Genomic DNA, 13,969 nt, shown 5'->3' with positions numbered 1-13,969 from the left:
TTGAACTATGCATAACGCAGAACGTTGCTTTTTCATTCCAGAGGTTATTCAAAGCTCTGCTTTGGATTGTGGGCCAGCGGTCATAAAAGCTTTGTTATCTGGCTTTAATATTGACGCTAATTATGAAAATCTAAGAGAACATTGCCACACTGATATTGATGGTACATCAATAGAGGCGCTTGAATCTATCCTGATAGAATTTGGCCTCAACGCGACTCAATTGCTGACACCAAAAGAGCACTTTTTATTGCCTGAGGCGGAAGTATTACCCGCTATAGCCGTGGTTGTGCAACCAAACGGCATGCCCCACTTTATTGTAGTGTGGCGTATAGTCTCAGGCTGGGCGCAAATCATGGACCCCGGCACTGGACGACACTGGATAACGCTCAAATCATTGCAAGAGAGACTATATACACACCAGCAACTGATAGACGAGAGTGCTTGGCAACAATGGGTGACATCTGGTGAGTTTTCGCAATTGTTAAAAGTCAGAATGCTCACTATTTGTAATGATGCAGATTGGGCACAATCCTGTATTGATATCGCTTTGCAAAGCGATGATTGGCAAAGTATCACTAAACTCGATGCCGCAACGACCATGATTATGAAGGTGATACGCTCAGGCGCAATAAAACCAGGTGAACAGGCTGCTTTATTGCTTAACCACAGCTATCAAACACCGGAACTCATTTCGCCTGATAATTATATTGCAGAGCCAGAGGATGAAGGCACTATATACATGTCTGGGGTGGTGATAATACACGTTGCAGGTAAGCAAAGTTCGACAACCCCAAGGTCGAATGAGCCGAGCAATGAAGATGAAAAAGCAAAGTTTGATGAGCAAAGTGTCACCCCTGAGCGCACAATTTATCGAGCCCTCATGGAGGATGGCTTGTTACATCCCATGGTGCTTTTTGTTGGGATTTTGCTCGCAAGTTTTGGATTAGCACTTGAGGTCATAGTATTGCGAGGCCTAGTAGAAGTCAGCCAACAAATTAGTTTGTTTTCGCAAAAACTTGAAATCATGCACTTTGTATTGCTGTTCTTCTTCGCTTTATTGATACTTGAATGGCCTTTAGCAGTCACATCTCGAGCCATAGGGCGGCGTATTGAGGTTCGTATTCGGCAACGCTTTTTGGAGAAACTCCCCAAGCTTGGTGAACGTTACTTTAGTAGCCGATTGTCTTCAGACATGATCCAGCGAGCATATGAACTTCGTCAGTTGCGTAATATACCTGTCCTAGGATTTAACGTTATAAAAATCACATTACAGATTGTGTTTATCACTATTGGCCTTGCAGTGTTATTTCCACAAGGTACCGTGATTATCGCTTTTAGTTGCATCGCGATACTTGCATGTACGTTTGCAACTCAACCTTTAATGCAAGAGCAAGACCTCACGTTTAGAACGCATATCAGCGGATTAAGTAACTTTTATTTAGATGCGCTTCGCGGCCTAAAAACCATTCGCAGCCATAGTAGCGGCACAGCAGTGAGAATAGAGCATGAACGGCTACTAGTTAATTGGATGAAAGCAGGTTGGCGTTTTTGCGCAAGCTATGAACATGTCGCTCTTTTTAACTTTTTGATCGGCTCAGCGTTGACGGTATGGGTTGTATTGTCGTACGTAGATTTTGGTGGTGACGCCAGTGGACTTTTAGTGCTGTTGTATTGGATGCTGTACTTACCTCAACTGGGCGGTATGCTTGCAGAAAATGTGCAACAGTATCCTTCGCTTCGCAATCGCTTAATACGTGCGCTAGAGCCACTGTCGGTACCGGACGAAAACACCAATTGGTACCCACAAACATCTAACTCTGAAGAAAAAGCACACAAAAAGCAAAAGCTACCTAAGGGAGCCAAAATAAAGCTAAACAACATTGATCTGGAGTTAACGGGTCAACGGGTACTATCAAACTGGAATGTATGCATAGAACCTTCAGAGCATATCGCCATTGTAGGTCAATCAGGGTCAGGGAAGTCTAGCCTAGCAGGTTTGTTACTTGGCCTATATAAACCTGCCAATGGTGGCACGCTGATTATTGATGGTAGCTTATATCAAGGGGAGCAAATAAGTAAACTGCATCAAGAGATGGTGTGGATAGCACCGGAAGTACAAATGTGGAATCAGTCAATTGCAGCAAACATAAAGTATGGTAATGATAGCCAACGTGATGTAGCGCCTGCTGTCTATGAACAAGCAGAGCTTATAGACATACTCAACCAGCTATCCGATGAACAATCTGATGCCTTAGGTGAATGCGGTGGCCTGCTTTCCGGCGGTGAAGGGCAACGAGTTCGTATAGCTAGAGGGTTTAACAAGCAGTCGCCTCGTCTTGTTATTATGGATGAACCCTTCAGAGGTTTACCCAAAGCACAGCGCCAACGACTCCTGCACAAAGCACAACTTTTATGGAAAGATGCAACCGTTATCATTATTTCCCACCATATTGAAGACACTAAAGACTTTAAGCGTGTTTGGGTAGTTGATGATGGTCAGCTAGTTGAAGACGACTCTCCGACAGCATTACTGTCAGACGCAAACTCGCTATATACACAGCTATTTCAAGAGCAAGGTAATGCACAACGGGATATATGGCACAGCACAAAATTTAAAAGGTTGAGATTGGAAAATGGCAAATTGCTTGAGGATTAAAATGTGTTGCTACTTTTTGAAACTCATAAAAAACTGCTGACACATAAACTATCATTAACATGAGCGCGCACGTTTTGCATTATATTTAATCGAACACTATAATGTCAGTACTTTGAATCAGGTTTATGTTGTTACCGGTTAGAAAAGGTACGTATGAACTACGTATATCAGAGTAACCAATTTAATAATTTAAACAAGGAGCACGTTTATGAAAAAACATAACACGCCAAAGTCAGGAGATAAGCAACTAACAACACAACCAGAAATGCCAAAAGAAACCAATACGAAAGGTTTAGTAATTAAATCTGGATTAAAGGCGGCCTATACTGGTGGCGGTTATTAAGTCTGCAATAATGCCATGTGGTAAACTACTTTCGCCACAATGACGAAGGATTTATACTCATTACATGCTAAGAAATGGTATGTAATGAGTAAAATTCAATCACAATTTAAAATGAGTTAAGAGGGAAATTTAAGATGAAAAAATATAAAAGCACACAGCCTGAAAGTGTTTTATCGTCAATCAAACCTGAGCAACCCGTTTCAGCAAAAGAGACACAAAAACAGGGGCTGCTAGTTAAAACAGGACTCAAAGCTGGTAACCCTGGGGCCCGGTAGCTTCCTGAAGAAATTCGAAAATGTTTTTATGACAGCATAATTCAGCAATTCAGGTACAATGGCCGTTTTTTGATCCCAATCTAGCCAAGGAGAAAAGTAGTGTGTGGCTTTGTCGGTATTATCAAACTAAAAGGACAGCCACTTTAAAAAGTCATTAAAAAGATTTTGAAGAAGCTAAATCTTAGACAAATCTCCCCAACATGCAAATTGCAGTGGATGTCCACGTTAATTGCATTAACGCACGATAGCTAATGTGAATTAGCTAATGTAGTACAGCTAATGACCTGATATTTCAAGAGGCCGCTCAGAGCGAAATATCAGGTCTAGTCGGAACTAATTCACTTAACCACTACACAACCGAATGTGCGGTACTCATTAAAGTATCCCAATATTTTCCTTGTATATTTTTATAATGAATTCTAGAGAGATTTAAACTGCCTGTATGATTAATTACATGTGGTCCTGTTCTACGTCGGTTTCGAATAACCCCCATGGCACGTTGTGTATTTGCTGTGATACTTCCTGCGTTTCTTAGTCCCCACAATTCATCACAGAGGGCCCCTGCGTTACCACTATTGGTTGCGTCAGCATAGTTTACTTGATCCGCAAACTTACTTGGCCAAGCATTTGCGTTGGGATCTCTAATGATTGCTGTAGTTGTTTTTTCATCATTTTCGTAATACACGATGAAATTGTTCTCATTATTTCCATAGTGAAACTCTGAAAACACATAACTTCCGATATAAGTGTGGTCTTCGAATCCTTTAGTCTTAGTGTAACCAACAACTAAAAAACGACCGAATGACAAGTACTCATCCAATCCTGCATGGATGGCATTGGTTGCAGCTTTAAAGGCATTATCATCCCTACCAATGTCACCTGCTTTTATTTCAGCTAAAACTTTGCGAGTATGCTGCGCAACCTTTTGACTTAGGCTGCCTTGAATACGATTCTTTGTTTCGGCAATTACTCTTTCAGAAGCATCAAATCGGCGGTCCCAACGTTGTTGTTCTTGGAGAAGTTGCCCTGAACCAACACCATCTCGTTGCGCAAATTGAAACATACTCATCGAAATTCCCAATGGAATCAGATACACTATACCCGTCAGGATGTCTTCAATGAGCCTATAGTTATCATCTGATGAATCTGCAACAAATTTTGTCAAATCTTTATTCGATAGTGCGGTGTTGCCGTTGGTAAGTTTATGAAAAATATCAGTTATTGCATCAAGCACGTCTGACTCTTTTGCCATAAAATCATTTAACAAATGCTGTTCATTTGACGTATCCATACCATGTATCATATCTTCAAACAATGTATAACTGATATTAAGTTGATCTATTGATGGGCCTAATGATGTTGCTACGCGTTGCCAAACAGCGTTCTCTAATAGCGTATCGATTTTTTGATTGATTTCGGTAAGCTGTTGCTGTATTTTTCTCAGTGCTTTTTCATAATCAGGTTTACTACTTCCCAAAAAGAAGCCGAAAATTTTATCAAAGGCCGTACCAGCTAACTTAGTGCCGATAGTTTTTGCAAGCCAAATGCCCCCTTTTTTGCCAATTTTGTCATTGGTCCTTTTAACAAAAGTAAGGCTGCACTGACTGTTATAACTGCTCTACCACTTACATAATCTACTGGTTCATCTTCTGCAAATAGCGCTAGGTTTTGTTTGGAATTTAAAAACTCAACCAACTGGTTGTTTTCAAATGCATGATTAAATGCCTCACGATCTTCGGGGGAAATCTTGACGTGACCGTAGAGGTGTTCAAAATTTTCTTCTAGTGTGAGTTCGGCATCATAGTATTTGTGATCCTTTACCCATAATAAATCAGGCTCCTTCTGCTCTGCAAAAGTATCCGAAAAAACAACTTCCGTAGTTTCTAAATCTGTCTTATCTAAATCTGTCTTAATAACATCATTCATATTAAAGTCCTGTTCAATTTTTTGATATTTATACCTGAGCAATACTGGGCTCAGATAGAAAGTGCGCAGTTTTCAAATGCGCAACAAGGAAATGCACTGTTAACAATTCAAACACACTGATAACAAAGTCATGGTGCTGCTTTTTTCTTATAGATTCTACCAGCAGATGAACTATCCAGTTAAAGCACTTAGTCGATTAAGTCACACAGAACACCAAGTCGGGAGAATGGAGTAGATGAAGAGGCAGAAAAAGCTGTTTGTACCTATGCGCATGAATTTCAGGCTTACGGGCAAGTCAGAGCCAACAATGAATGAAGAAAACAAGGCGTGTTTGTTAGGTTAGTCGTGTACGCTCAATTTTGTTGCGCCATGAATAGGTAAATTTTTAGAATCGACTAAAAACGCGAGAAGCTAAGGTCGAGTAAAAAGGCGTCATTCTTACGGAACCTCTGGTGACAGCGCTTGAGAAGAAAAAACAAAACAACAAGGCCTGAGGCGAGATTGAAACTGAACAACAGAGTTTTTGCTTTTCTTCGAACTACTTACACTACGGGTCCTCACTGAACGCGGAACTGAATAATAAAGAATCATAACTTTTCCTGTGAATCCCAGAGTAATTGTATTAATATTGTGGGACTATGTAGTTAAAACGAGGAGAGTATGTATATGAAAAAACATACAGCACCAAAATCAGACGATAAACAAGTAACAGCAACACAAGCAGAAATGCCAAAACAGGTAAATGCCAAAGGTGTCTCCATTAAATCTGGGTTAAAAGCAGCTTACGGTGGCGGCGGTTATTAAATTTATAGTCATACCTAAAGCAGCAAACCTTCTTTACTCGCAATAAAGGGGGTTTGCTTCTATTCTTCGAAAAGTAACAGTAAAAAAGGAAAATTAAGATGAAAAAATATAACAACACACAGCCTGAAAGTGTTTTATTGTCAATCAAGCCTGAGCAACCCGCTGTAGCAAAAGAGCTACAAAAACAGGGGCTGCTAGTTAAAACAGGACTCAAAGCTGGTAACCCTGGGGCCCGGTAGCTTCCTGAAGAAATTCGAAAATTTTTTAATGATACCATAATATAGCAATTTAGGTACAACGACCGTGTTTTTAATCCCAGTCTAGCCAAGGAGAAAAGTAGTGTGTGGCTTTGTCGGAATTATTAATTATAACGGTGCAGGGTGCAGTCTTGAATCCCTTGCTTTGTTACAAAGTATGGGGGAACAAATAGCGCATAGAGGACCTGACGATACACAATATTTTTGTGATGGGCCACTGGGCGTAGTATTTAATCGTTTATCTATTGTTGACCTTAAATCTGGAAACCAGCCATTTTTTAATGAAGACCGCAGTGTGATGCTGGTTGTAAATGGTGAAATGTACAATCACAAACAATTAAAGTCACAACTCCAAGGTCATCATGTTTTTCAAAGTGAGTCCGACTGTGAGGTGCTCCTTCATTTGTATGAAGAACATGGAATTGACGCCTTAGAAATGGTCAATGGCATGTTTGCAGCTGCAATTTGGGACATGCGTCGTCAATGCTTGTACTTAGCCCGAGATAGATTAGGAATAAAACCGCTTTACTATAGCAATTTTAATGGTCAACTTGCATTTTCGTCTGAATTAAAAGCTTTACTTACTCACCCTGATTGCCCACGAGAGTTTGACTGGTTTCAGGCTTTAAGCGGGCGAAATTCTCCACTCATTGAGCAACAATCCTTACCCACCTATTTTAAGGATATACATTACTTACCCGCAGGTAACTATTTATCCATAGAGCTTGGCGACTCAAAAATCGATCAACATGTCTGGTGGAACTATCCAAGTTTAAGTGAAGAAGAGCAGCTAGCAGATACACGAAGTAAAAAAGAGATAATTGGACAATATGCTCATACGCTAGAAACCGCAGTGTCAAGAAGACTTATGTCAGACGTGGGCGTTGGTCTTTTTCTAAGCGGCGGTATTGATTCAGTTGCTATTGCCGCCTTTGCATCAAAGCAGTCACCAGACTTACAAACATTTTCAGCTTTTAGTCAAAGTACCTTTCAAAATGGCGATGCAAAGTCGAGTTTTGAAGCAGCTCAGCACTTAGGACTGAGCAACCATCAGGTGAACTTTTCTTGGCACAACAATTCCTTCAAAGCAAGTCACTGGAAGGATTTGGTCTGGTTACTTGAAACTCCAGAAATCGACGCTGAGCATTTGTATAAGTATCACTTACACCGCTACGCGCGACATCATTTCCCAAACTTAAAAGTCATGTTATTGGGGCAGGGGAGTGATGAATTTAATGGCGGTTATAGCCACTTTTATCTAGAAAAATTTCGTCCTGATTTGCATGAATCTAATTATGGATGGCCAGCATTGATGGAGACAATGCACGAAATAGAAAGACACTATTTATCCAGCGGACAAAATAGTGAAATTAGCCATTACGGAAATTTAGTTGATCGTCAATTTATGGCAGCATCAAGTAACAGCCAGTTAAGCACACACCCGTGGCAAACCTATACGCGAATGAACCGCCAGAACCTGCAAATGTACAACCTGTGGCATGAAGATCGCACCTCATCAGGCAATAGCATAGAAAGTCGCGTTCCATTTTTAGATCACGAATTAGTAGAACTCTGTGCCAAAGTGCCTGAAAAGTACTATCAAGATTTGTTCTGGGATAAACGTATACTAAGAGAGGCCATGAAGCCTTGGCTACCAGAAAGGTTTTATGAGCGGCCTAAGGTGCCTTTTTTTATGGGGCAAGACCAACGTTATACCCAGCGTATGATGTACAACTTACTGATAGATGATGATTACGCGCTGTTAAATGAAGCATTTGGTGACAGTAGACACTCGGTAATAAGTACTAAAGAACTTAATAGACTGATAGATTCAATTCCTGAAGACCCTGAATATCAAGGAGTTGAAATGCTGCTCAAAATCACAAACATGGGCCTTCTGGAGAAAATGGCCAGAGAACTGCCTATTCCCCATAAACACGTAAGTGATTCGTACACCGTCCTTGATTCTCTTAATATTACAGACTGGTCTGAGCAAGAACAAAGCTCGTTACAGGAATCAATTTCGGCGAGACGAACCGACTTATGTTTAGACAGACCGATCGCTTTGGCTAGCAACGTGCAATTACTCAGCAACTCGAGCCAAATGTACCAAAGCACATGCATATTTATCGCAGTTAACGGCCGAATAGAATATGAACTTAGCGAAGAAGGTGAGGGGGATTGGTTGAAAGTCATTCAACACATTGATGGCACACGCTCACTAGAAAAAATATGTATTGAGTTAGAAATACCTATGTCTAAAGTAAGAAAACATATCGAAGAAGCGATAGATTACAATATAATAAAATTTATTTGATACCATTTACAAACACAATATCCAACTTTGTTATTTACTATTCTATGAAAGCAGAGTGTGCACGTTAAACCGCTTGCGCCAACATCAGTGTTAACAAGTAGAGAGACATTAGTCGTGCGGTCGGGTGAATTACATCCCGACGGCTTAATGCCAAATACATCCTATGATTTTGAGATGCTCACCTCTTCAGTAACCGCTACCTTTAGATATTTACAATCTCTGCACTTGAAAAATTAAACGTAAACCATTGAATAGAATAGTTGCTCCGTATTAATTGAGTTTCCACATTCATTTCAATAAAAGGCCAGAAACCAATATTAACAATACATTAAAATTATTAACACTGCTTTACTTTCTGTCGTGATGGGTTAGGATAAGTTGCCGTTATGCATAATGCATAATGTATAATGTATAATGTATAGCAGCGAAACCAATGTATTATAAAAGGAAATTTGATAATGACTATAAAGTTCGAGAAGTGTGATTTATTAGTGGCTCAAACTGAAGCTAAAGCTTTTGTAAACAGATTATCTGACGGTTTAGCAGATAGACTTACCGATGATACAAACAATGGCAGACTTAGTTTGGAAGATGCAAAACTTGAGTTAGCGGAGACAATTATTCGTACCGCGTTGGCAAACTACAATCAAGGTGGTGATGCAAGAGGCGTATCGGAAGATTGGGAAGGACCCGTTGATGTTGAAGAAGTAATTCGTTCAATTAGGAGCACTCAAGAACCCAACCCAAATGAGCTATATCAAGCTGAAGATGCAGAAAACCTTGCAGGACTTAATGCAGAGGAAATGGGATTTTATCTAAACCATAAACGTATCACATATGAGCGCTTGGTAGATAAAGTAAACGCCACCATCGGTGACACAGCAAATGCTTTAGTCAGCGCCGGAGTGCTATCAGTATCATATTCTGCGGGGAAAAAAGCAATTATTGAGCTAGCAAAAACAAAGTCTGCCAGAAGAGCGGTTGTAGCTGGTGTAAAAGCCATTGGCGTAACAAATTCACTTGTTGTAGTTGGTTTTATTTTGGCTGCAATAATCCTTTACTTTTTATTAACTGCTGAAAAAAGCTTTTACGGTGTTGTATTAAACCTATCAGAAACTAACCTGAACTGTAGTGAGGAAGATCGCTACATGCATGCAGGTACTCTAGTTAGCTTCCCTTTAGATAAAGAAGACGGGGTCAATGCAAATACAGTTAATATTAGAGGAAGCGCTTTGGCGTTTGATGACGATGGCAATGATGTTTTAGCATACTATGCTGGAACCTACTTCGCGGAAAAGAAATTCGGGCTTTTTGGTGCTGAAGGGATGTTTTCTTTAGCGCCAGAAAATAGAACGGGTCCTAATTTAGCTATTTTATTCTCATGCCCATATTTCGAGGACAACGGAGTCAATTTGGAGACAAACATCCGTGGCAGCCAATTAAGTGACTATTGGAATCCGTTACGAAATGAGCGTAAATTGAGGGTGAGGATAAACAAAGATGGTATTAGTGCGGAAGCAACGGTTGATGCTGCAAGAGGCTCTACACCTATAGGCCTTACTGTCATTCATAAGTATGATGCATAAAACAAATTTGCTCAACGACATACTTTTATAGTAATACGTTGGGCAAGCGATTCTATTCGTTAAAAAATTTAAAGGACTGTACATGACTGAAATTAGTACTAAAAAGCTTTTGAATGATTTGGAGTCAGGCTTAGGAGATAAGATTTGCAATCGCTGCGATGACGAAGATTTTGACTACTCGCAGGCCGTACAAGATGTTGCTGTTGCTTATACTAGAAAGCTATCAAAAAATTACAACAGTAACATTGTTAATACAAAGGGAGCACAAAGCGACCTAATCAATATTGAAGAGCAAGAACTAGTAGTTCGCGGGTTTGGGGATGCAAACCCCGCTGAAATGTACATGAGAAAGTCTGTGGAGTTCCTCAGAGTAAATACAGCATATGCTGTTCATCTCTCTATAAGAGAAAAGAACTTAGTCTTAGCGTTGCTACAATACCAAGAAAACTTAACTAACGACCACATTGCGAATGCGTTCCATACGTTAAAGCTACTCGCTATTGGCGACATCATGTCGGAGGAAGTCAAGCGACGGATTTTTCTTGGTCTAAGCATTCCAGCAGCTATACTTGGTGCAATATCGTTTACAGGTGCAGGATTGGTTATTGCCTTAGTAGCCGGCGTGGTTGCGCCGCTAATAGTATGGTATGCCATTAAATCAAGTCGAGACTTCCTTGGTTTGGTGGTTAACTTTAGTTCGACTAATTTAATATGCCAAAACTTCACTTCAAACAATGGTGACTTGTATATGTGGGCAGGAAAAATGGATGAATTTCCGCGGGATAAGCTGCCTGGTGTTAACGCCAAAGAAGTTACAATCAGAGGTTTGGATAATGGTTTTGACGACGAAGGTAACGATGTTGAGTTTGCATTTGTTGCACAAGTTTACGCAACCAAGAAGATTGGTTTCTTTGGTGCAGAAGGTGCTTTTTCGTTAAGGCCACTAGATAGGTCACAACCTATATTAACGTCTGTTTTTTCATCACCTTACTCTAGTCCTGGTGGTGTTTATCTAACGACCGGCTATGCAGGAAGTGCTTTATCCAGCAATTGGGACAGTTTTCGAAAACGAGCGATTGGAAACAGACAAAACAGATTAAGCTCTAACGGGATCAAAGCCGAATTTGATGCTGACTTAAGTCAGGATAAAAAGGTTTTTGCTAAACTTATCATTAACGAGTTCCAAAACTCGTAATATGATCAGTATCATTGACGGGCTAAACTTTACGAAACTTCGTTTCTTAAGTGCCTGTCAATTTCATTTATTGTGCCACTACATATAGAGGTACAAAGCAATCTAGGTTGCCTCACTTTCATAAAAACACCATTGTTTTTTTCTACACAATATCCAGCTTTTATAAACTCTTTCATAGCTTTTCTACACACAGGAACTGATGCTCCTGACAGACTTATTAATGCATCAAGGTCAAAGTTTTTCCTATATGGTAGGACTCTCAGTGTATAAGCCCAATCTTGAGGAACATTTGCTAAATCCAATAACGAGGTATCACTTTTGTAGTTAAACATTACAGCATCTGCAATCCCATAACCACAACCAAACTCACGTTCTACTAACACCTTTTTATGAGAAAAAACATCGAGCAATCTTTCAAATCTATCAACTAGTTCTAGTTCAGTTGTAAACGACTCTGGTTTTTCATCATTTGTAGTGTAGCGTATTGATCTTATTGATAAATCCATTTTTGAAAAACCTAGTTTTAATTAATCATCTAACAGGCTATTATAGAGTAAATGTAACAAAACTTCTATTACCCCTATCCTTTAGGTAGCCATGAGCCTTAATTTTTCGATAACTTATCACCGTTCTTTTCCTCGAAATAATTTTGGTGAGGATTTCTTTGTCGGAGATCTTCATGGTAGCCTTCATGAACTCAACAGGCTACTAAAACAAATTGAGTTCAACTTTTCTAAAGATCGACTCTTCTGCACCGGAGATTTAATTGATAGGGGAGAAAACTCTCAGGAATGTTTAGAGCTGTTGAACACAAATTGGTTTTTCTCTGTTCTTGGAAATCACGAGCTTTTCCTGATTGAATCTCAAGAAAAAAACTACTTTAAAGAAGCTATTTGGAAAAGAAATGGCGGCTCGTGGTTCTACTCTATTTCGCCCAAGATGCAAAACAAACTAAGAAAGTTAGTGCTCGATAAAGTCTCTTTGAGTCTTTCCGTTGAAACTGACTCAGGAGTCATCGGTGTAGTTCATTCTGAATATCCTTATGCTAAGTGGCCTATTAGAGAAGATTCAACTATCAACGACGAAGTCTTGAGGCAATTGGTTTGGAACAGGCTAAATATGAATGAGCAATCATCACAAATAATCGAAGGAGTGAATTTGTTAATCTCGGGGCACTCAAGCGTACAACAGCCCTTATTGATTGGTAAACAGCTATATATTGATACAGGTGCAGGCTACAAGCCAAACGTAGATATTAAAGCTCCTAGGCTGACTATTTGTAAGGTCTGTGATTCTCAAGTACAACTATACGCATATAGAAGAAACACCGAACTGTTAGCTTTTTAGAAGTGACTGATAAGCCTTTCTCTAAAGCCGCTTAGTATAAGTGTTGAACTTACATTCATACGTTCACCAGCGTCTAGCTGAAAAGCTTCAAGCTCAGAGGATTGATCACTACTTCTCTTGGCTATGGCCCGTGCATCATTTTTGACCATTACAAATACGGCCTTCGGGCCGCTGGCCGAGTGCTAAGAACCTACGCACAGCGCTACAACATTCGCACAATTGCAGGAATTATTAGCCGCTCTGGGCACCAAGCTCTGAAAACGAAACTCAAGGTTATATTAACTACGTTTCAAGCAGCACCGGTATAGATGAAAACAAGCCATTAGAGCAGGGCGATTACCCTGTAGTGGCACAATAAATTTGGCCACCTGATTAGAGGTGATAGAATCACCATAACTGATTAGGTGCAAATATGACAAAAAGAACTCGTCCAACTTATTCTCCTGAATTTAGACTCGAAGTCGCTCAACAAGTCGTCGATGAACAACGCTCTGTTAGAGACGTTGCCGAGGCGATGGGATTAGGTAAATCCACTGTCGATAAGTGGGCACGCCAGCTAAAAGAAGAGCGTAACGGTAACCTCACTAGTGCGACTCCCCTGACCCCTGACCAACTTAAAATCCGCGAACTTGAGCGTAAACTCAAACGCCTAGAAGAGGACAATGAGATCCTAAAAAAGGCTTCAGCTCTCTTGATGCAGGACTCCATCAAAGGTTTGCGCTGATCCGCTCCCTTCAAGAGAGCTGGCCTGTGAAGCGTTTGTGTGCTGTATTTAAAGTACAGCGCAGTAGTTACCGATATTGGCGCGAAACACCACATACTATAGCGCCCGAGCGGCTACGTTTAATTGCCGAAATGAAACGTTGGTTTGGGCTAAGTCATGGCTCCGCAGGCCAACGAACCTTGGTTCAACTGCTCGCAAAGTCAGGCTTCAAAGCGAGCCGCTGGTTGGTGAGTAAGCTGATGAAACAAGAGGGATTGGTTAGTCGTCAAATGCCAACGCATAAGTATTCCAAGGCAGAAAAAGAGCACTTAAGCATACCTAATTTATTGAAAAGAGCATTTAGCACACAAGCACCAGATCAAGTTTGGTGTGGTGATGTTACCTATGTCTGGTGCGGTTCTCGTTGGCTATACCTGGCTGTTGTAATTGACCTTTACGCTCGCAAAGTTGTAGGTTGGGCAACATCAGCTCGACCGGACAGTGACCTAACGAAAAAAGCTTTAAGAATGGCTTATGAAAGCCGAGGTAACCCAAAGCGA

The 13,969-nt window shown here is 40.4% G+C and carries 14 protein-coding genes; 11 read left to right on the top strand and 3 right to left on the bottom strand.

The genetic code is table 11. From position 1 onward, the window contains the following. Nucleotides 1–7: 7 nt before the first annotated feature. From BET10_RS12190 to BET10_RS21495, 3 genes are all read left to right on the top strand, one after another. Nucleotides 8–2,656, top strand: coding sequence for an ATP-binding cassette domain-containing protein (locus tag BET10_RS12190; RefSeq protein ID WP_070985869.1), 2,649 nt, complete (start codon nt 8–10; stop codon nt 2,654–2,656). A gap of 208 nt (nt 2,657–2,864) precedes the next feature. Next, on the top strand, nt 2,865–2,999 hold the full coding sequence (locus BET10_RS22000) for a hypothetical protein (protein ID WP_276204891.1): 135 nt from the start codon (nt 2,865–2,867) through the stop codon (nt 2,997–2,999). 134 nt (nt 3,000–3,133) lie between these two features. Continuing rightward, complete coding sequence (locus BET10_RS21495) at nt 3,134–3,274, top strand: hypothetical protein (RefSeq protein WP_170829147.1); 141 nt, start codon at nt 3,134–3,136, stop codon at nt 3,272–3,274. Nucleotides 3,275–3,623: 349 nt separating this feature from the next. Here BET10_RS21495 and BET10_RS12185 read toward each other — a convergent pair whose 3' ends face one another. Together BET10_RS12185 and BET10_RS12180 are read right to left on the bottom strand one after the other, a co-directional pair. After that, the gene (locus BET10_RS12185; RefSeq protein ID WP_070985868.1) at nt 3,624–4,751 is read right to left on the bottom strand and encodes a hypothetical protein; all 1,128 of its coding nucleotides are present in this window, start codon (nt 4,749–4,751) and stop codon (nt 3,624–3,626) included. 35 nt (nt 4,752–4,786) lie between these two features. Beyond that, nucleotides 4,787–5,200, bottom strand: a complete 414-nt coding sequence (locus BET10_RS12180) for a hypothetical protein (RefSeq protein WP_070985867.1) — start codon at nt 5,198–5,200, stop codon at nt 4,787–4,789. A 666-nt stretch (nt 5,201–5,866) separates the two neighbouring features. Between BET10_RS12180 and BET10_RS21490 the strand changes: the two genes are divergently transcribed. The 5 genes from BET10_RS21490 to BET10_RS12165 all read left to right on the top strand — a co-directional run bounded on the left by BET10_RS21490 (nt 5,867) and on the right by BET10_RS12165 (nt 11,359). Next, complete coding sequence (locus BET10_RS21490; protein WP_170829146.1) at nt 5,867–6,004, top strand: hypothetical protein; 138 nt, start codon at nt 5,867–5,869, stop codon at nt 6,002–6,004. Nucleotides 6,005–6,102: 98 nt separating this feature from the next. Continuing rightward, nucleotides 6,103–6,243, top strand: coding sequence for a hypothetical protein (locus BET10_RS21485; RefSeq protein ID WP_170829145.1), 141 nt, complete (start codon nt 6,103–6,105; stop codon nt 6,241–6,243). A 100-nt stretch (nt 6,244–6,343) separates the two neighbouring features. Next, nucleotides 6,344–8,578 (top strand): asparagine synthase (glutamine-hydrolyzing), encoded by a 2,235-nt coding sequence (gene asnB, locus BET10_RS12175; RefSeq protein WP_070985866.1) that lies wholly within the window; start codon nt 6,344–6,346, stop codon nt 8,576–8,578. A 458-nt stretch (nt 8,579–9,036) separates the two neighbouring features. Beyond that, nucleotides 9,037–10,164, top strand: a complete 1,128-nt coding sequence (locus BET10_RS12170) for a hypothetical protein (protein ID WP_070985865.1) — start codon at nt 9,037–9,039, stop codon at nt 10,162–10,164. An 82-nt stretch (nt 10,165–10,246) separates the two neighbouring features. Then, nucleotides 10,247–11,359 (top strand): hypothetical protein, encoded by a 1,113-nt coding sequence (locus BET10_RS12165; protein ID WP_070985864.1) that lies wholly within the window; start codon nt 10,247–10,249, stop codon nt 11,357–11,359. 29 nt (nt 11,360–11,388) lie between these two features. On the opposite strand, the gene BET10_RS12160 is transcribed toward BET10_RS12165, so the two are convergent. Beyond that, nucleotides 11,389–11,865, bottom strand: a complete 477-nt coding sequence (locus BET10_RS12160; RefSeq protein ID WP_070985863.1) for a hypothetical protein — start codon at nt 11,863–11,865, stop codon at nt 11,389–11,391. A gap of 91 nt (nt 11,866–11,956) precedes the next feature. On the opposite strand from BET10_RS12160, the gene BET10_RS12155 reads away from it, so the two are divergent. From BET10_RS12155 to BET10_RS12145, 3 genes are all read left to right on the top strand, one after another. Beyond that, nucleotides 11,957–12,706 (top strand): metallophosphoesterase, encoded by a 750-nt coding sequence (locus BET10_RS12155; protein WP_070985862.1) that lies wholly within the window; start codon nt 11,957–11,959, stop codon nt 12,704–12,706. Between the two features lie 412 nt (nt 12,707–13,118). After that, nucleotides 13,119–13,430: an IS3 family transposase gene (locus BET10_RS12150; protein ID WP_070983092.1), complete on the top strand. Its 312-nt coding sequence runs from the start codon at nt 13,119–13,121 to the stop codon at nt 13,428–13,430. A 26-nt stretch (nt 13,431–13,456) separates the two neighbouring features. Beyond that, nucleotides 13,457–13,969, top strand: a 513-nt coding sequence (locus BET10_RS12145) for an IS3 family transposase (RefSeq protein ID WP_139158734.1), incomplete at its 3' end; no start/stop codon positions are given.

This window comes from Pseudoalteromonas amylolytica (genome assembly GCF_001854605.1).
In the GTDB taxonomy this organism is placed as follows: domain Bacteria; phylum Pseudomonadota; class Gammaproteobacteria; order Enterobacterales; family Alteromonadaceae; genus Pseudoalteromonas; species Pseudoalteromonas amylolytica.
This window is presented reverse-complemented; position numbering and strand designations above follow the sequence as displayed.